The sequence below is a fragment of the Brevibacillus sp. FIR094 genome, assembly GCF_050477165.1.
Lineage (GTDB): Bacteria > Bacillota > Bacilli > Brevibacillales > Brevibacillaceae > Brevibacillus.
Genome location: NZ_JBEAES010000034.1, coordinates 1 through 20340 on the forward strand (window position 1 = coordinate 1; position 20340 = coordinate 20340).

16 protein-coding genes are annotated in these 20340 nt (G+C 48.0%); 6 read left to right on the forward strand and 10 right to left on the reverse strand.

Features of this window, described 5'->3' with window-relative positions; all coding sequences use genetic code 11:
* Positions 1-155: 155 nt before the first annotated feature.
* From ACQ5DJ_RS23900 to ACQ5DJ_RS23930, 7 genes are all read right to left on the reverse strand, one after another.
* Positions 156-365, reverse strand: a complete 210-nt coding sequence (locus tag ACQ5DJ_RS23900; protein ID WP_429844599.1) for a hypothetical protein — start codon at positions 363-365, stop codon at positions 156-158.
* Complete coding sequence (locus tag ACQ5DJ_RS23905; RefSeq protein ID WP_429844600.1) at positions 362-2815, reverse strand: septation ring formation regulator EzrA; 2454 nt, start codon at positions 2813-2815, stop codon at positions 362-364. The genes ACQ5DJ_RS23900 and ACQ5DJ_RS23905 overlap by 4 nt, the downstream gene beginning before the upstream one ends.
* Positions 2816-2862: 47 nt before the next feature.
* Entirely contained in the window at positions 2863-3465 is a 603-nt protein-coding gene (gene refZ / locus ACQ5DJ_RS23910) for a forespore capture DNA-binding protein RefZ (protein ID WP_429844601.1), read from the reverse strand.
* A gap of 256 nt (positions 3466-3721) precedes the next feature.
* Positions 3722-4630 (reverse strand): DUF6612 family protein, encoded by a 909-nt coding sequence (locus ACQ5DJ_RS23915; RefSeq protein WP_429844603.1) that lies wholly within the window; start codon positions 4628-4630, stop codon positions 3722-3724.
* 127 nt (positions 4631-4757) lie between these two features.
* The gene (locus ACQ5DJ_RS23920; protein ID WP_429844604.1) at positions 4758-5756 is read right to left on the reverse strand and encodes an MBL fold metallo-hydrolase; all 999 of its coding nucleotides are present in this window, start codon (positions 5754-5756) and stop codon (positions 4758-4760) included.
* 66 nt (positions 5757-5822) lie between these two features.
* Complete coding sequence (locus ACQ5DJ_RS23925) at positions 5823-8063, reverse strand: sensor domain-containing diguanylate cyclase (protein ID WP_429844648.1); 2241 nt, start codon at positions 8061-8063, stop codon at positions 5823-5825.
* A gap of 38 nt (positions 8064-8101) precedes the next feature.
* The gene (locus ACQ5DJ_RS23930) at positions 8102-8683 is read right to left on the reverse strand and encodes a histidine phosphatase family protein (protein WP_429844605.1); all 582 of its coding nucleotides are present in this window, start codon (positions 8681-8683) and stop codon (positions 8102-8104) included.
* A gap of 228 nt (positions 8684-8911) precedes the next feature.
* Between ACQ5DJ_RS23930 and ACQ5DJ_RS23935 the strand changes: the two genes are divergently transcribed.
* Together ACQ5DJ_RS23935 and rpsD are read left to right on the forward strand one after the other, a co-directional pair.
* Positions 8912-11200 carry a YcdB/YcdC domain-containing protein gene (locus ACQ5DJ_RS23935; RefSeq protein ID WP_429844606.1) on the forward strand — a complete coding sequence of 763 codons (2289 nt, stop codon included), beginning with the start codon at positions 8912-8914 and terminating at the stop codon, positions 11198-11200.
* A gap of 292 nt (positions 11201-11492) precedes the next feature.
* Complete coding sequence (gene rpsD, locus ACQ5DJ_RS23940) at positions 11493-12092, forward strand: 30S ribosomal protein S4 (protein ID WP_106838216.1); 600 nt, start codon at positions 11493-11495, stop codon at positions 12090-12092.
* Here rpsD and ACQ5DJ_RS23945 read toward each other — a convergent pair.
* Positions 12089-12319: a hypothetical protein gene (locus tag ACQ5DJ_RS23945; protein ID WP_429844607.1), complete on the reverse strand. Its 231-nt coding sequence runs from the start codon at positions 12317-12319 to the stop codon at positions 12089-12091. The two genes, rpsD and ACQ5DJ_RS23945, sit on opposite strands and share 4 nt — an antisense overlap.
* Before the next feature lie 187 nt (positions 12320-12506).
* Here ACQ5DJ_RS23945 and ACQ5DJ_RS23950 point away from each other — a divergent pair, with 187 nt between their 5' ends.
* The 4 genes from ACQ5DJ_RS23950 (at position 12507) to ACQ5DJ_RS23965 (ending at position 18184) form a co-directional block, all read left to right on the forward strand.
* The gene (locus ACQ5DJ_RS23950; protein ID WP_429844608.1) at positions 12507-15647 is read left to right on the forward strand and encodes a transglycosylase domain-containing protein; all 3141 of its coding nucleotides are present in this window, start codon (positions 12507-12509) and stop codon (positions 15645-15647) included.
* A gap of 71 nt (positions 15648-15718) precedes the next feature.
* Complete coding sequence (locus ACQ5DJ_RS23955; protein ID WP_429844609.1) at positions 15719-16351, forward strand: N-acetyltransferase; 633 nt, start codon at positions 15719-15721, stop codon at positions 16349-16351.
* A 34-nt stretch (positions 16352-16385) separates the two neighbouring features.
* Positions 16386-17030 (forward strand): CBS and ACT domain-containing protein, encoded by a 645-nt coding sequence (locus tag ACQ5DJ_RS23960; RefSeq protein ID WP_429844610.1) that lies wholly within the window; start codon positions 16386-16388, stop codon positions 17028-17030.
* Positions 17027-18184: an acetoin utilization protein AcuC gene (locus tag ACQ5DJ_RS23965; protein ID WP_429844611.1), complete on the forward strand. Its 1158-nt coding sequence runs from the start codon at positions 17027-17029 to the stop codon at positions 18182-18184. The genes ACQ5DJ_RS23960 and ACQ5DJ_RS23965 overlap by 4 nt, the downstream gene beginning before the upstream one ends.
* 62 nt (positions 18185-18246) lie before the next feature.
* On the opposite strand, the gene ACQ5DJ_RS23970 is transcribed toward ACQ5DJ_RS23965, so the two are convergent.
* Positions 18247-19179, reverse strand: a complete 933-nt coding sequence (locus ACQ5DJ_RS23970) for a 5'-methylthioadenosine/adenosylhomocysteine nucleosidase (protein WP_429844612.1) — start codon at positions 19177-19179, stop codon at positions 18247-18249.
* A 44-nt stretch (positions 19180-19223) separates the two neighbouring features.
* Complete coding sequence (ccpA, locus tag ACQ5DJ_RS23975; RefSeq protein WP_429844649.1) at positions 19224-20234, reverse strand: catabolite control protein A; 1011 nt, start codon at positions 20232-20234, stop codon at positions 19224-19226.
* Positions 20235-20340 lie beyond the last annotated feature (106 nt).

The window sequence follows — 20340 nt, forward strand, 5'->3', positions numbered from 1 at the left end:
TTGCTTAATTCGCAATGGTGTTTTGATACCTGTCCTACGGACGGGGGTCAGTCCCATACGATTCAGGAGGTGCTTTTTCCTTGTCTCAATTTATTGGGTCACTTCAAAGGCTAGTCCATCTTTTCATAGCAGGTGCTTTATTCGTAGTTATTGGCTTATCCTACAAGGCGGAACAAATACGCAAATCCAGCGAAAAAAAAGGCTAAGCCCAACAGAAAAAACGTGTTGGCACGCTGCTTAATGCGCCGTTCGTCTCCTTGAAAATGAGCGTTCATCCGCGATTGCCAGCGTTTTGTCCGCGGCTGTACCATGACGAGAATGCCAGCTGCCAGTAAGAAGAGAGGAAAGACCATCATCGGACTCATCCCTTTTTCTTACGACGTAGAAGCCAACGGTTTTCCTCTTCGGCTGGGGCACCTTCGATTACGAGACGGGCCTCCTCGGCAAGCTGATAGGCTTCTGCGAAAGCTAGTTGTCGAAATGATATCTCTGCCTTCGTCAACAACTCATTGACCTGGCGATTTTGGCGGCGATAACGGTTGGTATACTGAATAGCACCTTCTGCCATCTGACAAGTTGTAATAATGCGTTCTGCCATCCGCTCTGTTTCGCCGACCAAATCACTTGCGTCCTGAACCAGCATTGCAACCTCTTCCAGATCATAGCGGTATTGCTCCATGATCGTTTGCACGCGGCCCAACGTTTGCACGACTTCTTCAAACATGAATTTCAATTGATCCGGAATCCCCGGCAAGTAGCTGCGCTTGATTTGCTGACGGACGCGGACTAATGTGTTAGAAATTCGCTCCAGTTCATCCAGCGCATCGTCTTCCGTTTCGATGACCAAATACGTTTGCTCTTCTTCTTCCGGAATCATCTCTTCCTGTTCAGGCTGACTCTTCGGCATGACCAGTTCATACTCTTCTTCTTCGTACGCAGGCTCCTCAGCTTTCACTGCTGGTGCAGGCTTTTGTGCTTTTTTATTGAAAAGCTGAGGTATGGCTTGCAACAATACGGAACGTTCAGCTTCACTCAGCTCTGAGGATTTTCCTCGCACCGGTCGCTCTTCTTCCACTTTCGACTGCTGGAAATGAGTCAGCTTTTCAGGACCTGTTTCGCTGGTAGAATGCTCGGTCTCGCTAGCTGGAGTCGGCTCAGGTATACGAATCTCCGGCTCCACAGGCGCGGATGTTACAGCTACTTGCTGTAGCGAATGCGAATCATCCTGTTCCACCTCTTCTACTTCTGCTCTCTTTTCTACCTGCACAGATTGTGTTTCATCATTGCCTTGATTCACTTCTGCTTGCGGTTCCACTTCTGTATATACCGTCGCTGCTGCTTCATCACGGGCAAGAACGCCATCTTCTATCGCTTGATACGTTGCATCAATGAGTACTTCGAACGCTTTGACATGGGTCAACACCATTTCCAGGCTACCCTCTTCCAAAGCGCTTTTTGCGGACATGACCAATTGCTTCGCCTGCAGGAGGGCATTGTCCAAGGAATCCTGTTTTAAATCAAAGCCGTCACGAAAGGCCTGCTCAATTCCTTCTTCCAGATGCTTGAATTCTTCCGGCAATTCTTTTTTCACACGTTGCACAAGCTTTGGAATGAGCTCCATCGCTTGTCCCACCTGCTCTAGTACTTGCTGAGCTTTTTGTGTGGTTTCGTACGCAGCAACGTCGTCCCCTGCCGCCCGCGCAGTTTTCACGAGTTTTCGCATTGTGTCTACTTCATCGAGCGATGCTTTCAGCTCATGGAAAGACAATCCGTACTCCAGACGCAAATCGGACAAGCGTCGTTCCATCTGCTCCACTTGCTTTCCGATCTCAGGAACAACAACCTTGTTCTCTTGCTTGGTAACTGCCACTTTGGAAGTGTCTGTTTTTAGCTCATTCAGCTCTTCCTCAAGTTTTGAAATGGCCTCTCGCGCCTCATTCAGCATGCCAAGTGCCAACGTAAAACGGAAACGATCGCATGCCTCTTCCGCATCGAGAATCATCATTTCCACATCAGGGATGCGAATGCGCAACAGATTTTCTTTTTTGTCAGCCAAGTGGTGGTAACGTACTTCTGTCATGCCGCTGGAACGGCGAAGCGGTTTTTCCACCTCGATGACATTGATCTTCTCAACGAGCTCTTCCTTCCAATCCTCTACATCGTCTACTTGAGCAAAAATAGCACGGCGTCTGATCATCGCGTAAATCAAGCCGATCGATAGGCCAGCAAATACGGCCCCCACCAGATAAATCCACCATGGAATGCCTCCGAGAGCGCTACTGCTTTCGCCCTCGCCCGCTTTACTCGCGTCGGTCGCACCCGGTTTTGCTGTAGCTTGCTTGCTTTCAATGCGGCTAAGCTCTTGGTTTACTTCCGCAATTAACGTCTGAATCCCGGTCAAGTACTGCTTTTGTGTACGGAATGGTTCATAGAATGACGCGATCTTGTCATGCATCAATGCCATCGTGGCACCTTTTGCCTGCAAGCTAGGACCAGCATAAATCCCCAGCTGTTCGGTGTTCATGTCGAGTACGATCATGAGTGCATCGTCGGCTAAATTGTAATTGTCAAACAGCTTTTGCGCGTAGATATCCGGAGATTCGGCTTCCGGTGCAGTGCTTTCCACTATCACGACTTTGTAGCTGCCCGGTATGCCGCTCAATGAATTTGCAAAGGTCGTCCTGTCTTCTTTTTTCAAATAGTTGTCAGCGTCCTGAACAACTTCGTCTTTTTTATCTGGAAACGGCGTCGCATAAGCCGGATTCGTATATAACAACATGCCTGCCAAACAGAGCATGAATAGTTTTCGTTTCACTTGTCATACATCCCCTTACTAGAATCATTCATTGGGAGAGGCCACGCCTAAGCGGGCAGCAAAGAACCTCGCAGATAACACATAATCGAGGTTTGCAGCCATTGGACGAACTCCTCGGAAGATGGTTCCAGATCATAGACCTGACGAACCATTTGTGGTTGCAAAAATGGATATATCATCTGGCTCGTCATAGCCAGCACTGTACGATCAATAGAGACGGGCAAAAACTCACCCGAGACGACACCGCCCTCGATCACACGCGAAAGACCGTGCTTCCAGCGGCTCATATATAGCGTCATCACTTCACGTGCAAGCATGGATTCTACGCTCAGCTCACGATGAATCAAACGCGTGATAGGCGCATGCTCACATTGAAATTGCAAATACAGCTGCACAACTTGTTCCAATCGTCGATAGGCAGGGATGTTATCCTGCTCGTTTTCCAGTTCATCCAAAAGGCGAAACAACGTCTCAAAGTAAGAAGCAATCAACGTCTCCAGGACTCCTTGCTTCCCTTCAAAGTGATAGGAAATCAGCGCGGAATTTACTTGAGCAACAGAGGCAATTTGTCTTACGGAGGTCCCTTTGTAGCCATGAACATCAAAAAGCTTCGCTGCTGCGGATAAAATACGCATTTTCGTCTGATCCATCAGGCATCTTTCCCATTGTATAGATTATTCGACGAAAAAAGATAGTCTTGTTGTATGTTCGACAATGTTTTCCAGTATTCCTTCTAGAAATGTTGATTTCATTGAAAAAAACCGCTATCGCATAGATTTTCTTTCACATAAGAAGTACGTAAAAAGCCTCCTGCACGTTACTTCAACTTTTCAATTTTCCCTGACAGAAAAAAGACGCCCCTGTCTGTTTTGCAAGAGGAACGTCTCACTTGATTACTCTTACTCCCTATTTGCTTTTTTCCGATGGAGCTGTAATAGGAGCTACTGCTCCATATTGCTGCAAATACGTTTCTACTTGCGTATGCTCTTTTACACGCTGATCGTTCAAATCATACGCAGATCGAATGGACATCGTCATATTCGTGGGGAGCATCGTTTTTTTGTTGTAGTGAATCGTGTACTCTGCCTCCACTTCCATCTGGTTCACGAGTTCGTTTACGTCCACCTTTTTCTTGGACTGAATCGTGGGTCCAGAATGTTGTGCAGGCGTCCCTCTCCAATTGCCTTCCGAAAGTGACATCGCTAGCTTTAGCTTCGGTATGTAGGGTTTCTCTCGCCCTGCTATCGATTGGACTTTTGCTCCCGACTTCGTTTGCTCTTCCATTTGGGAACCAATCCAGCTCTTTAGTTTGGCAGAATCCAATACAACTCCGAATGCCTCAAAATCGTCTTTTGGATTCTCATCAGGCAGCATCCGAACGTTTCTTTTCATGTTGTCGATTTGCTGAAAGGAAGCGATAGGGTTCCAGTTATTCATTTCTTGATGCAGGGCCGAACTATCCCCTGCGACATGCTTCCAGCTTTCGTTTTGACCATGCTTGGTATACAGCTTGTCCCCTTGGCTGAGCAAGGATAAATTGTCCACTCTGTTTTCTTCTGGGACAGAGAGCTTTACGTTCATGTAAACAGCTTCTCCGTCTTTTCTGCCCGAAAAGTTAACCATGTTCGCATTGGCACTATTCGCCGTCAACAGCTTGGTTTGCCCGTAGAACGCATATGACTTCTGCGCATCGAACTTGTCACGTACCTGCTCAAACGTTGTATTCGCATCCTTCTTCACACGCATTTGATTACAGCCACCTACAACAACTGTACACACAAGAGCCATCACGCAAATGGGCCAGTACTTCTGCATAGATGCTACCCTCCCTCGGCTACCCTGGGTCAGCCTCTTGTGGGGTCCCAGGGTAATAGTCCCTTTTAGCGTTTCCGGGGAGGAATAGGCTTATTCTACTTGCAAGCCTCTCTTGTACGTTCAGGTTTTACAGGTGGTAATACAAGATGCGATCCTGCTCTCTCACTTCAATCTGGTGGAGAATCATCAATAAATCAATGTGCCCCAACGTTTCAGATAGCGTCAATGGCAATTCTTTTTTGTACAAGCCTGGAAATAAGAGAGCATTCAGTTCAAAAGCTGTCTTTTCTCCATCTGCAAGAAGCCTGCGGAGCGTGTCTGTTCTCTCCCAGTTCTTTTGCAGACGAGCGAGTATGAGCTCTCGATGATTGTAGACCGGTTGACCGTGTCCACTGAGAACTTGTTTGATCTCCATGTCCGCACACATTTGCAACGCAGTCCGGTATTGAATCAAGGTCAGTGGTCTTGTACTCGAACGATTCCGGGGTGGTTCAATGAAGGCATTGGATGAAATTCGCTTGATGATATGGTCTCCACCAATCATGACTTGATCCTTTGCCCGATACAACGAAAGATGACTTTGGCTGTGTCCTGGCGTATACAGTACCTGCCAGTCTTCCAAATACGGTACCTTTTGCTCATGCTTCAGATGAAAGTCAATCTGGCTTGGCGCAGAAAATGTCTTCATCAGCTTGTGAAATTTCGAGATAATGACCATCATTTTTTCTGGTACACCGCTCTGGATGTACAGCTCTTCGAAAAACTGATCATGAAAAGTCATAAACTGCTCATCCTGTTGTACATAAGGTGTTGCCTGCGGATGGGCAAACGTCTTTGCTCCCGATTTTTCCCGTACTTTTTCTAACTGCCCGCAATGATCCACATGATGATGCGTCAGTATGACTTGCTCGATATCTTGCACGCTTACCCCAATCGATTCTAAGCCTTCTGTTAAGGCCGCCCACGCATCGTCGGTCAATGGCCCCACATCAACTAAAGTCAAGCGCTCCCCTTTTAGCAAGTAGACGTTTACTGCCCCCACATCAAAAGGCGTAGGTATCTCCAGGCAAAAAATATCAGGTGATACTTGCGTCGCGATCCTTTGCTTGTCATCGTTCGTTGTCATTTTTTATCTACCTCTCAAGTTTTTTGCCTTTTTTTCCGAAAAGAGAAAAGAGCCATTGTTTTGGCTCTAGGCGAGAACAACTTGATTTCTACCTGAATTTTTGGCTTCGTACAAAGCAATATCTGCTTGATGGAACAGCGCTTCTACACTCAGGTTAACATCCATCTCCCTGCTCCATTTCGCTAGTCCACACGAGATCGTGACCTGTGGAGACGTCTCCTGCTCGACGCATTCTCGTATGCGCTCGGCCACGGAGTGCGCGGTGTCTTTGTCCACACGCGGCAAATAAACAGCGAGTTCCTCTCCACCCCATCTTGCCGCGATATCACTGTCACGGATGCTATGTCGAATCAGATTGGAGACCTGAATCAGTACCTCATCCCCTACCTGATGGCCAAATGTATCATTCACGGTTTTAAAATAATCAATATCGATCAAGATCAACGAGCCATAGTTGTCTTTTTGTAATGATCCTCTTACTCGTTCATTCAAATGTCTTCTCGTGTACAGACCTGTCAAATTATCCGTAATGACCATTCGTTCCATTTCATTATGCAGGACGGCGTTGGTCATTGCCAGGCTCGCGTGTTGTCCAAATATTTCGAGGAGTTTGTAGTCGTCAAAACTAAAAAAATGATAACGGGAATCTGCGACTAATAGGACTCCACTAATCTCACCCTCAACAACGAGCGGAACCCCCATAAAGGAACAGCACGAAAAGAGCGAAAAAGGAAGCGGCCCTGCCCCTGGTTGAGCCAGCAACAATGCCTGCTTGTTTTGCAAGATTTGCTGAAATGGCTTTTCTGTAGAATCAATAGCCATGCCATTGAACGCTGGAATGGAGGAAGAGAGCACATCGAAGCAATCCTCTCCAGGCGTTTTTCGCAAAATGGCACAAAACTCCGCATCAAAGGTAGCCCGCATCATCGTCGTAACAAAATCGAGAATTTCCTTTAAATCAAGACTTCTGTTCAACTGACGCGCCATCTCATTAATCAAACGCAATTCTCGAATCAAATTGCGCGATTGCTGATAGAGCTGTGCGTTTTCAAACGCAGTGCCAGCAGTATCGGCCAAGATCGAGATGTAGTCCTTTTCATGCTGATTCAAGGTGATTCGCTGATCAGACGTCACTTGCAAAACTCCGTAGATTCCCTGCTTGCCCAAGAGCGGCGCTGCGATCACCGTCACCTGTTGCTCCCCTTCTCCCACTTCTTCGGCAATGAGACGTCCTTCCAAATAGGCCTTTGTACTGGTAGACGGCTCTACTTCTTGAAAAGAAAGCTGTTTGACCGGAGTGGTTGCATTGGGTTCCACCGTCAGGAAAAGCTCTGCCGACAGGTATGGATAAAGGCTGGGAATGCTTGTCACGATTTCATGCAAAACATCATTCACATCAATCGATGCCTGAATCTTTGACATCAATTGATACAACAAATCTTTTTTGCTCGCTTCACGGCGCAGGTCGTCCGACATGATCGAACGCCAAAGCGCACAGCTTGCCTTCGCGCCTACTTCCTGCAAAAAAGCAACATCCCGTTCATCGTACACGCAATCTGTCTCTTCGGGTGGCAGATGCAAAAACAGTGCGTAGAGCGGCGTTTGGTTCAAGGAGACTGGAACGACGACAAGCCGGTGGTCATCTAAAATGGAAGGCATGATCTGCGTCGTACCGAATCTCGAAACCAGTTGGGCAATGTGGGTTTGTCCAACTTCGGCCTCTTGCGTGGTCACGCTCTCCTGCGGAATCAACGTGGCATTGTCCGCGAGCTTAACGGCCGAACAATAGCCTTTTTGGATAATGTCACTGATCTGACCCGTCAAGCTCTGCAACAGCTCTTTGGTCGTATCATGCAACGTCAAATCCATGACAATCTGGCTTGTGACGTGTTGAATATAAGCATCATATCCCATGCGAATCAACGGCTCTAGCCCGCGCATGTAGGATGGCAAATCGAAATGGATCTGGTCTTCGGGCGCTATCATGCCAATGACAGCTCGAACCCTTCCATCTTCTTCACACAAAGGAAAGGCTCCACACACGTTGTTCGTTTCACTTCTCGTTTTGACTACGATCTCTTTGGAGGAAAGTGCCTCTAAAATAAAATCAAAGACTTTGCCAATCGATACATCGTGTTGCAGGGTAAGCCCTTGAGAATTCCGAGATGGACCAACCTGCATTTCCATGAAGTTGATTACGCGGCCCCCGGAATCTGTCAAGAAAAGGATGCCTGGGCGCTTTTCCGGCCAAGATTGTAAGATAAAATGGGCCGTGTAGGAAAAGACCGTCTCTAACTTCCCCAACATTTTACTTGACACGAGAAACTCCCTCTCTCAGCATTTTCTCAAGCTTTCAAATGGTCTGTATCATTAACGGATAGAACTTCCCACCTGCGATCTACATACCGAAACATGGTAATACTGGTATTATCGATACGTGTGATACCCGTTCCTTGTTCTCCTACCGTCACATAATGCAAGAAGCTATTAATGAGACCGCCATGCGAGACAACGACAATCGCCTCACCTGGGTGGCTCCCTGCTATTTCTGTCATGGCAGCTACAGCTCGACGCTGCATGTCTTCGAATGTCTCAATTCCACAGGAGGCTTCATCCTGATTCTCAAATCGCTCACGTATCTCTTCATAGGTGAGCCCCTCCCACTCCCCATAGCAGCGCTCCCGCAAGGTTGTCCGCGTAGAAACAGAGGATTGGAAGTTACCAGCAATCTTGGCAGCCGTATCGTGTGCCCGACTGAGATCACTCGAATAAAAAGCGTGAATCTTCTCGCCTTGGAACCTGTCTGCTACTTGCTCGGCCTGACGTTCCCCGAGCTCGTTCAATGCGATGTCACTGTGGCCTTGTATACGACGAATCTGATTCCACTCCGTCTCTCCATGACGAATGAGATACATGATGGTTTCCAAAACGTTTTTCTCCTTACCGTTCTGTATTCTATGGATAGTATTTCTTATTATATAAGATGCATGTTCACAATTCTAGATTGATAAAAAAACATTTGGTACAAAATTCCTATATTTCATTCCTTTCTGCAAATACCGAGTGCATTTTTTCATGCATTTGAACTGAAACGAACTTTCACTTCCTCTCGTCAGAGGTGATAAGAAGAATATGACATCGTTGGAGGGGTTCCTATGAAACCGTGGATCATTCGGTCTAGCTCATTTGTTCTATCTGCCAGTCTGTTGCTGCCTGTAGCTCAAGCGCATGCACAATCACCTCATGTGAGTACCAATAAAATGGCGACTACTGTGGCACTAGCAGACTCTGTGGCACAAGCCAAAGCAAAGTTGTCCAAGGAAGCAGCCTTGGCTCTCGCTACAAAAATAGTACCTACCTCCGGGATGACGGTGGAAAATGTGTCTTTTCGTTCAGCGGATAGCTGGCGCCCATTTCCAGAATGGTCGTTTAGTTGGGTGAAAAAAGATCCAGAAAACGGCAAAGTCCTTCTATCCTATAGCGTCAGTATCCACGCCAATACAGGCGAGCTGACTTCCTATTCGCGTCAAGAGCAGGAAGCATCCTCGCTTCCCTATGCAAAACGAATTTCCTATACAGAGGCGCAAGAGCAGGCAAAGCGCTTTTTCGAGAAAAACAATGCAGGAAAAGCAGCGGAAACAAGACTGTATACGCGCGATATGCCAGAGCCAAAAACTCCGCTGAACTCGGAAGTCTACTATAATTTCCGCTTTGTTCGTGACGTGGACGGTGTTCTCTTTCCTGACAACGGCGCAGATATCACAGTAGATGCTTCCGGCAAAGTGACCAACTATTCTCTGTCCTGGAACGACGTGACTTTCGAGGACACGGATACGAAAATCTCAGAAGAAGAAGCCGAGCAACTGTTTAAAGAACAAGCAACTCCAAAACCAGTTTACCTGCTGCCGTGGGATCGAGTGGAGACTCAAAATAACAAGCCATCTTTAGGGTATATGAATCCCTTCACATTCTACATTGATGCGGAGACTGGCAAACCATTGACACAATCGTTGACCCCGTATCAACTAACGAAAGATCCTGAGCCTGTAAGCAGCAAAGTCCTACCTGCACACCGCAGCGGACAACCGCTCTCTCAAGAAGAAGCTGTACAATGGGCATCGAAAGCATTGAATTTGTCCAACTTCGAGCTTCGTTCTGCCAATTACAATGAAAGAGACTACCGTGGCAATCGTCCTGTCTGGGATCTCGAATTCGGCGAAAAAGGCAATAGCGAAGACGGATTTGCGTATGTCTCCGTGGATGCTGTAACCGGGGACATCTACCGATTGAACAAGGACTTCCGTAGCCATAAAGAAAAAACAACCGCTTCTAAAAAACCAGACATGGAAAAATTCAAGGCAAAAGCGATGCAAACGATTCGTGATTTGGTGCCAACCATGGCCCACCAGCTTTACTGGACAGAGCGTTTTGAAGAGGAAATCAAAAACCAACCCGTTGATTCCGAGCGGACGCAGATCCGATTTGAGCGTTTTATCAATGGAATTGCTGCAGCTAGCGGCTCTGCCTACTTCACGTTTGACACAGAAACGGGCGATCTGCTAAGTTACAGTACTGAATTGGGTAGCGAAACATACCCGACACAAGCTCCCAAGCATCTGCCTGCTGCCGAAGCGAGCGAGAAATGGTGGACCGAGACAAAAGCAGAGGAAGTATACGCCCTCGTTCCTCTTACTCCTGAGGATGCCAAACGTGCAAAAGAGCAGCCTTCCTACACACCGAAGCGAACGGCCAAGATCGTCTATCGCGCGACAATGACGCCGTTTGAGCAGCCGTATTACCTTGACGCTATAACAGGCGAGTGGAGCTCCACCTCTACAGGCAAAACGATTGCGCTGCATCGCCCGGCTCCTGCCGATTTGAAGGGTCATCCAGCGGAGAAGGAACTCTTGTTGATGTATGAATACGACGCATTAACGCTTGAAAACGGCAATATCATGCCGCAAAAACCGATCACACGTGGTGAAATGATTGAAATGCTCATGATCAGCCTCAACCAAGGCAGACACTATCCACAGTACTCTCTGGAACGCAAGGCCACCTATAGCGATGTGGCAAATGGCTCGCGCTTCTTCTCAGCCGTAGAAGGTGCTGTTGATCGCGGACTTCTCGATAAAAATGCTTCCAAGCTGAACCCAAATGAGACGATTACACGTGAAGAGCTCGCAGATATGATTGTTCGTGCACTCGGTTACAAAAAACTAACAGACTTCCCTGGCATGTTCCAAACCGAGTTCTCAGACATTGCCAATTCGAAGTACCGCGGTTCGATCATTATCGCGACTACACTCGGTATCGTGCCAACTGACAAACAGAAGTTCCAGCCGCAAAGCATCGTCCCTCGTGCCGATGCAGCCATTACCTTTACCCGTTTCCTCGAAAAACGGGATACTCCAGACGGTTCGGTTACTTTGTTGCGAAAATAAAACCCAAAAAGCGCCATCCATCCCACTTCTTGCGGCGGATGGCGCGCTTCTTTTCCCTTGACTTTACTATATCGCGCCTAGTATTATTGAACGTATGTGTACAGGGTAGCATTGATTGTAGGTAAAAACGGAAGGATGTACCCTCTTAGTTCCCTCCCTTTACAGACGGCGGCTGATCATCTGTGAGGAGCACGATGCGGAAACGCTACCGTCCGAAGTTCGTGTAGATAAAGTAGGAACTAACCTGCCGGAAGTAAACACCTGCGAATCCATATTAAAGGAGAATGAATATATGTCACGTTACACAGGACCTCGTCACAAACTGGCTCGTCGTCTGGGTATCTCCCTCGATGGTACAGGAAAAGACATCAAACGCAACTTCCCTCCAGGTCAACACGGTCACAACAACCGTCGTAAACTGAGCGAATACGGAATCCAGTTGCAAGAAAAGCAAAAACTGCGCCACATGTTTGGCCTTAACGAAAAACAATTCCGCCGCACTTTCGACAATGCTAGCAAAATGGCTGGCGTAGTGGGCGAAAACTTCATGAAATTGCTGGAATCCCGTTTGGATAACGTGGTATACCGCATGGGCTTTGCTCCAACTCGCCCAGCTGCTCGTCAGTTGGTAAACCATGGTCACTTCCTGGTAAACGGCAAAAAAGTAAACATCCCATCCTACCGCGTACAACCGGGTGATGTAATCTCCATTCGTGAAAAGTCCCGTGGTCTGCAACTGATCAAGGACGCTCTGGAAAGCCGTACTTTCCTGCCGAACTACGTTACATTCAACGATGCTGCTGCTGAAGGTACCTTCACTCGTCTGCCAGACCGTGAAGAAATGCCAGCTGAAATCAACGAAGTTCTGATCGTTGAGTTCTACAGCCGTTAATCGTCTGAGGATAAAAAGAAAAAGAGTAGTGCCGCTTGTCGGCCTGCTCTTTTTTTATGCATTTCTTGTATGCCACGCTTTTGCCCGCTGACGACATGAGCATTAAAGGAGCTCTTGCCTCTTTTTCGAATACCTTCCCGTAATCCCCGCCTCCCCCAGGAATTCATAGCCACAATCCTGAAATTTCCTGTAAAGCCTTCGAGATGAATCGGCTCGTCTATCTTCATTTGCCTCCTCCTGAACCCTATTTTCCATTCCACACGATAAGCATAACGAAGTCTCTGAAACACAATCAATCACAGCAGTTGACAACTTTCAACGGTTTTTGACACATTTTGCTATCTCCTACGCAGCTTCTATCCTCAAGGTTCCTCGTATGGTATAATCAGGTGGTATGCTAGGGGGTCGTAGATTATGTCGAATAACCACACATCTTCCTCTGAACCGACGAAGAAAAAGCGACGCAGAAGCCGAAGTAGAACGTTCTGGATCATCTTCCAAATCGTCTTCGTACTAGGGCTAATGGGAGCTGCAGTTGCGGGAGGAATCGTGACAGGTTATGTTGCCGCACTCGTGAAGGACGAGCCTGTGCGCAGCAAGGAGGAACTGGAGAATAAAATCTTCACCAACTATCTAACTGGATTCGCCTACTACAACGACGGCTCTCTGATCGGCCAATTGCGGGCCGAAGAAGGCGATCGACGTTTGGTGAAGAAAGCAGACGTTTCTCCCTATTTAATTAATGCCATCATCGCAACTGAAGACAAAACCTACTACCACCACTCTGGAGTTTCGCTTCAATCTACCATGCGTGGAGCGATTCAGGAAATTACCAACCAGCCTGTCGTAACAGGTGGTAGTACGATTACACAGCAGCTTGTAAAAAATACAATCCTTTCTGCTGAAGTTAGCCACACCCGTAAGGCCCGTGAAATCTTTACCGCGATTCGGATCGAGCGCATGTTTTCCAAAGATCAGATTCTGGAAGCCTACATGAACGAAATTTACTTCGGAAAAAACGCCAACGGATCAAACGTATATGGCGTTCAGGCTGCCGCAAAAGGGATTTTTGGCAAAGATGTAAAAGAGCTCGTGCTCGCTGAGGGTTCCTATCTTGCGGGCATGATTCAAAACCCAGGTGCCTACTCTCCATTTCGTGCAGAAAGCTATCAGCGCGGGAAGGAACGTCAAAAAATGGTGTTGGATCGCATGCTGGAAAATGGCTACATCACACAAACCCAATACGATGGAGCTCTCGCCAGTGATTTGAAGGCACAGCTAGCAAAACCGACGCAGCAAGCTTATCGAGAAGTACCCTTCTTGATGATGGAAATCGAAGATCGTGCCGCACGTCAGCTAGTGGATGCAGACCTCTTGGAAAAAGGTCGAGACAAATCAACCATCAGCCGCAACGAATACCGACAGCTGGTTGAAGAGAAACGTCGCGACATACTGCGAAAAGGGTACAAAATACATACCACAATCGACAAGAGCGTATATGACATCATGCAGGCTGTTGCAGCCGATCCGAAAAACTTCGGTAAGAATCGTACCTATACGATTCGGCGCTCGAACGGCAAAACAGAAAAAATCGAAAATGCTCTGGAAGAAGTCGGCGCAATGCTGATTCACAACAAAACAGGAGCCATCCTCGGCATGATCGGGGGACGTGACTTCAAGGTGGAACAGACGAACCACGCCACCGTACCACGTCAGCCTGGTTCGGCTATGAAGCCACTTGCAGCCTATGCTCCTGCTTTTGAACTGGGATTGCTCCAGCCAGCATCCCCAATCGACGATTCTCCGGTGCTACTCGCTGACGGCCAGAACGGTTCCCATTTACCTAAGAACTGGAACAACAAATGGCAAGGGATGATGAGTACCCGCGAAGCACTGCGGATGTCCTGGAACATTCCGGCGATCAAGACGTATTTGAAAGTTGGCATTCCAACGGCTCTTGAATACGTGAAGAAAATGGGAATCACAACATTGGTGGATGCTGACAACTATGCAGCCACTGGCGTAATTGGCGGTCTTACCTACGGAACAACTGTCGAGGAAATTACAAACGCCTATGGGACATTCGCAAATCACGGTTCTTTCGTGGATGCCTATCTGATTGACCGAATTGAAGATAACACCGGAAAAGTCATTTATCGTCATGAAACCAGCCCTGTACAAGTGTACAGCGAGCAAACAGCATACTTGATTACTGATATGATGCGTTCCGTTGTCAATAACGGTACAGGTACACACATCCGCAAATACGTGCCGCGCAAAGTCGATGTGGCAGGTAAAACCGGAACAACGAACAACAGTAACGACCTCTATTTCGTCGGTTACACGCCAGAGCTGTCCATGGGGGTATGGGTTGGCTTTGACGAGCCATATCCAATGCCAGACGCGGACAAATATGTTCCGATGGTCGTATGGGGTAAGGTCATGAAGGATGTCATTGCGAAGCATCCGAACCTTTCGCCACCTGACTCCACCTTTAAAAAGCCGGCAGGAATTGTCAGCGCGACTGTTGACTCGAAATCAGGTCTTTTGCCAAGTGAGCTTTCAAAGGAAGCTGGCCATTTGATCACTGATATTTTCAACAGCAAATTCGTTCCGACGAAGGTGGACGACTCCCACCAAAAAGCACGACTCATTACGTATAATGGCGAACGGTATTTGGCGAAGGAAGGAACACCTGAAGATTTTGTTACCGAAGGCGTCTTCTACCGCTCACCAGATCCGCTTCCTACCAAGGAGCAAATTCAAGCGAAAAACAATCGGGTCGCCACCCAACCACCAGATTGGGAGCAACGCCTACCTGACAAGGAAGACCCTCGTACAGAGGAAGGTGGAACACCATCTTCGCCAAGCGGTGTAACAGCAACAGGCTCAGGCAAGCAAATTACGCTTACCTGGCAATCAGCCAAAGAAGCTGACTTGGTCGGTTATCGCATCTACCGCGCTGATGTGCAGAACAGCTTTGTCAAAGTAGCGACTGTGAAAGATCCATCCGAATTGACTTTTGCCGATACGACTGCAACCCATAGAGACTTAGGCTATTATGTCACTTCTGTGGATATCGCTGGCAATGAATCGCAGCCTTCCGCAATCGCTTCTGTCGGATCTTCGCAGACATGGCAGTTGCCTGATCCAAATCAAGGTACGGAAACAGGCATCCCGAATCCGACGGACAATAACGGGAATGGTCAATCAGATTCAGGTGGAACTGTGACGAACCCACCAGATGGATCAGGAGGCCCGAATACAACCACAGATCCCGCTTCACCACCTGCTGCACCGAAATCCTTGTCCATTAAGAATACGCCAAACGGTTGGCATCTACAGTGGAAAGGAAGCAGCTCGTCTGAGCAGATGTACAACGTATATTTTAGTCCAGACTCAGCAAGCGGCTATTTGCTACTCGGTACAGTCTCTAGCACAAACTTTACTCACGCAGCAGAAGTACCGAATGGCAGCAACTATTACATTACCGCAGTCAACAGTTACGGAGAATCGCCACATTCTAACATCGTAACTGCCAACACCAAAGAATAAACTGGAATAACAACTGACAGAGATGGTTAGACGCCATCTCTGTTTTTCTACAAACGTAAGGGGGGGAACTGATGGAGCACGTCAAACGCTATCATTCATTGAGCCTTATGGTGAACAACAAGGAGCTGCTCGTCGAAGGACCGATTACAGGACGTCATCTGGCCTCATTACGCTTTGATGAGGGACTAAAAGCTTTTCGTATCCCTGAACAGCAGCATGAAGCTCTCATCGAAATCGCAGATTTGCCTGAAGGACGCATTATTATTGCACGCGAAGGAGACCTCGTCCTCGGCTACGTAACCTTTCTGCACCCTGATCCACTGGAGCGATGGTCACAAGCCCAACTGCCCGATTTACTGGAGCTGGGGGCGATTGAAATCAGTCATAAAGTGAGGGCGGGTGGCGTAGGCAAAAAGCTGCTCGAAGTCGCCTTCTCGGACGACGCCATGGAAGACTACGTCATTATTACAACGGAGTATTACTGGCATTGGGATCTGAAAGGAACAGGACTCGATGTATGGCAATACAGAAAGGTCATGGAAAAGGTCATGGGCAGCGCAGGCCTGAGCTGGATGGCGACAGACGATCCGGAAATATGCTCACATCCCGCCAACTGTCTCATGGCAAAAATCGGCAAGCGTGTACCGCCAGAAACAGTCGTTGCCTTTGATGCTATGCGGTTTCAAAATCGTTTTCTTTACTAGTTTGGATGCCTTTTGATTACAGGAGGTCACTCTTATGCGTATTGAAGAGATTATGCGAAAAAAAATAGTCACGATCCAGCCATCCACTACCATCGGAGAAGCGCTTCTTCTCCTCCGCGCAAACAGAATCAGGCATTTGCCTGTCATTGAAAACGAATCACTCGTAGGCATTGTCTCGGACCGTGACCTGCGAGACGCTCTCCCCTCTCGCCTGCTGACGCATGACGATGACGACACCGTCCTGCACAAGCCTGTAGCCACTATCATGAATCAACAAGTCATCACTGCCCACCCACTGGATTTCATCGAAGACGCAGCCCTCCAACTATACGAGCACAAAATCGGCTCACTACCTATCGTCGAAGGGAAACGGCTCGTAGGATTGATCACGGAATCGGATCTTTTCTCTAGCTTGATCGAACTTTTCGGCGTTAACAAACCTAGCTCCCATATCGAAGTCGAAGTAGATGACCGCGTCGGCATGCTGGCAGAAGTCAGTCAAGTCTTTCGCGATGCACAAGTAAATGTCACGAGCATTGTGGTCTTTCCTGGGAAACAGCCCGCAAAAAAGAACCTTGTTTTTCGGGTACAGACAATTGATCCGCGTATCGTGACGCAATTACTCCTTGAAAAAGGCTTTTCCGTCATCGCTCCTACGGAAGGAGGGATACCCCAGTGAGCCGAAATGCTCGTCTGATCTACTCTCCAGACTACACGCAATATTATTTTCATGATGATCATCCGTTTAACCAGCGTCGTCTGCTCCTCACACACGATCTGATGAGCAGTTACGGAATACTCAAAGACTCAGACATCCTGGCTCCCCGACCGGCGACAGACGAAGAACTCGCCCTGGTGCATGACCCACGTTATATCCAATTTGTTCACGATCAGGGCCATAGTGAACACGAGCTTCCACAAGCAGCCAGTTATGGCTTGGGAACAGAGGATGTTCCCTGTTTTTCGAACATGCATGAAGCGTCCTCGCTGATCGTCGGAGGTACGTTAAACGCAGTGGACGTAGTTATGAGTGGACAGGCAGAACACGCCTTCAATCCTGCTGGTGGACTGCATCATGCCTTTCGTGGACGCGCCTCTGGGTTTTGTATCTACAACGATTGCTCCGTCGCGATCGCTTATTTGCGAAAAAACTGGAATGCGCGTGTGCTGTATATCGACACAGATGCCCATCATGGAGATGGGGTACAGTGGGCTTTTTACGATGACCCTCATGTACTGACTGTATCCATTCACGAAACAGGAAAGTATCTCTTCCCAGGAACAGGGAATTTGTCTGAACGTGGAGATGGAAGCGGTTACGGTTATTCTGTCAACGTTCCGCTCGATGCCTTTACGGAAGACGATTCTTTTCTGGAAGTATATGAAGATCTGGTGTCAAAGCTAGCAGCTGGTTTCAAGCCTGATGTCATCCTGACCCAAAATGGTTGTGACGCTCATGCGTACGATCCCCTTACCCATTTGTCTTGCTCAATGAAGATTTATCAAGCGATTCCTCGTCTTGCCCACCGTCTCGCTCATGAATATTGCGAGGGTCGTTGGATTGCTGTAGGCGGCGGGGGCTATGATATTTGGCGGGTGGTGCCGCGGGCGTGGACACTGGTATGGAGTGAGATGAGTGATCAGCCTCTGACAGACAGTGATCTTCCCGAAGCTTGGCTCAAGCGTTGGCAACCAGAGACGGATTTGCCCTTGCCACCTCGGCTTTTTGACGAACCATTCCCAACAATCCCACGACGAGCAGAGATCACGGAAAAAAATCGACTTACGTTAGAACGTGCGATGCTGAACGCACCTATTGGATCAGAGAAGTAAAAAAAAACGTGCTGCCCTCGTACCTTTGGGTACTGGTCAGCACGCTTTTTCTATTCCAAACATTATTTCACTAGCTCTTCCAGCTCTGAAGGTGCAAAGCCTTTTACCGCTTTATCACCTACGACTGTTACAGGCACACCCATGAAGCCAAAGCGCTCCACTTCCTCTTGATAGGCACGACTCGTCATGACATCGCGCACTTCAAAGGAAACACCTTTTGCTGTCAGCCAATTTTTAACCATGTCGCAATCTACACAGTTTTTCGTTGAGTAGACGATCGCTCCCGCAGCTGTCGATGCTTGAGAAGCTGTCAACATGTTACGGACAATCGCGTAGGAACGTTGGGAAGCCAGCTTGGTAAATTCCACGAAGTTTACATGCGCGGAGCCGTCTGCTTTATCCGACATTGAACGAACAACGACAAACGGCACGCCATTCATCGCACATACTTGTCCTACAGATGCCCCTTCCATTTCGGTACAATGTGCTGCAAATTGCTCATAAAGCCATTGCACCTTTTCCCGACTGGCAACGAACTGGTCACCGGACAAGATACGCCCGCTCACTACTTGAACTCCCGCTTCCAGCTCCTTGCCCGCATCGATCGCTTGCTGCATCAGCCCAGCATCCGCTTGCCAAGTCCATTGCTCTGTAAACGGAATCTGTCCTGGTTCAAAGCCAAGCGGTGTCACATCAATGTCATGTTGGATGCAATCCGTCGAAACTACTATGTCACCAATATTTAATTCAGGGTGCACGGCTCCTGCCACACCTGTGAAAATGACACGTTCTACTTGGAATGAATCGATGAGGATTTGTGTCGTCACGGCAGCATTCACTTTGCCGACACCTGATTTGCAGAGCACGACATCCTTGCCTTCCATTTTACCTGTGTAATAGGTAATACCTGCTTTCGTGGCAGTAGTCGTCTCTTGCATCGCTTCCAAGTAAAGCGCGATTTCTTCATCCATCGCGCCGATAATTCCGTAACGCATTTCCCATCCCCCTCTTGCTGTCAATTGCCTACATCCCTTTGTAATCAAGCTTGCTCGGGCTTAGTGCTCTCCCGATACTCAATTCGATGCGGCAGCAGCACGACATGCTCTTCGACATTCTCGTTATTCATGTACTTGGTCAACAGTCGCATCGCCACCGCACCAATATCATACATTGGCTGTACGACAGAAGTCAGTCGTGGGCGTACCATTTCAACCAGACGAATATTATCGTGACCAATGACTTCGATGTCACCTGGTACGTTTAGGCCAGAATCTTGAATGGCGTGAATCGCGCCAATGGCCATCTCATCATTCGCTGCGAAAATCGCCGTTGGCGGATTTTTAAGAGCAAGAAAAGCTTTTGTAGTGGACAAGCCAGATTCATAAAAGTAGTTGCCTGTCGCAATCAGCTCTTCATCCAGCTCGATACCAGCATCTTTCAACGCCTTTTTATAGCCTTCATAGCGCATCAACCCTGCCAATGGATCGTTTGCAGGACCCGCGATCATCGCAATGCGCTTGTGCCCACGTGCCACCAATGCTTCCGTCGCATCGTATGCGGCTTGGAAATGGTCAATGCTAACCGATGGCAGTACGTTGTCCGCATCGCGAGTCGCGGCGAGTACAGTCGGTACAGTCGTACTTGTTAATGCCTGCAAATGATCTTCTTTGATTTCTGCGCCCAGGAACAGAAGCCCGTCCACCTGCTTTTCGAGCAAGGTATTAATGAGCTGCAATTCCTTTTCCATCCGTTGGTCAGAGTTACACAGGATGATGTTGTATTTGTACATGGTAGCGATATCTTCAATCCCTCGCGCCAATTCGGAGAAAAACAAACTGGAGATATCGGGGATGATGACACCAACTGTTGTTGTTTTTTTGCTAGCGAGTCCACGAGCAACCGCATTTGGTCGATATCCCAAGCGCTCAATCGCAGCCAATACCTTTTTTCGGGTCAAAGGCTTTACGTTGGGATTCCCGTTGACTACGCGGGAAACTGTCGCCATCGACACCCCCGCTTCTCTTGCTACGTCGTATATAGTAACCGGCATCATGCACCCTCACTTTCCCTATTTTTTGGTTTTCATAAGCGTTTTCATAAATATATGCACCTATGATACGACATGCCGTATGCCGTTGCAATCGTTTTTGACGGCT

Coding starts and splice junctions, on each gene's coding strand:
- ACQ5DJ_RS23900 (WP_429844599.1), bottom strand. CDS start 365: ATGAGTCCGATGATGGTCTTTCCTCTCTTCTTACTGGCAGCTGGCATT.
- refZ (WP_429844601.1), bottom strand. CDS start 3,465: ATGGATCAGACGAAAATGCGTATTTTATCCGCAGCAGCGAAGCTTTTT.
- ACQ5DJ_RS23915 (WP_429844603.1), bottom strand. CDS start 4,630: ATGCAGAAGTACTGGCCCATTTGCGTGATGGCTCTTGTGTGTACAGTT.
- ACQ5DJ_RS23920 (WP_429844604.1), bottom strand. CDS start 5,756: ATGACAACGAACGATGACAAGCAAAGGATCGCGACGCAAGTATCACCT.
- ACQ5DJ_RS23925 (WP_429844648.1), bottom strand. CDS start 8,063: ATGTTGGGGAAGTTAGAGACGGTCTTTTCCTACACGGCCCATTTTATC.
- ACQ5DJ_RS23935 (WP_429844606.1), top strand. CDS start 8,912: ATGAAACCGTGGATCATTCGGTCTAGCTCATTTGTTCTATCTGCCAGT.
- rpsD (WP_106838216.1), top strand. CDS start 11,493: ATGTCACGTTACACAGGACCTCGTCACAAACTGGCTCGTCGTCTGGGT.
- ACQ5DJ_RS23945 (WP_429844607.1), bottom strand. CDS start 12,319: ATGAAGATAGACGAGCCGATTCATCTCGAAGGCTTTACAGGAAATTTC.
- ACQ5DJ_RS23950 (WP_429844608.1), top strand. CDS start 12,507: ATGTCGAATAACCACACATCTTCCTCTGAACCGACGAAGAAAAAGCGA.
- ACQ5DJ_RS23955 (WP_429844609.1), top strand. CDS start 15,719: ATGGAGCACGTCAAACGCTATCATTCATTGAGCCTTATGGTGAACAAC.
- ACQ5DJ_RS23960 (WP_429844610.1), top strand. CDS start 16,386: ATGCGTATTGAAGAGATTATGCGAAAAAAAATAGTCACGATCCAGCCA.
- ACQ5DJ_RS23970 (WP_429844612.1), bottom strand. CDS start 19,179: ATGCGTTACGGAATTATCGGCGCGATGGATGAAGAAATCGCGCTTTAC.
- ccpA (WP_429844649.1), bottom strand. CDS start 20,234: ATGCCGGTTACTATATACGACGTAGCAAGAGAAGCGGGGGTGTCGATG.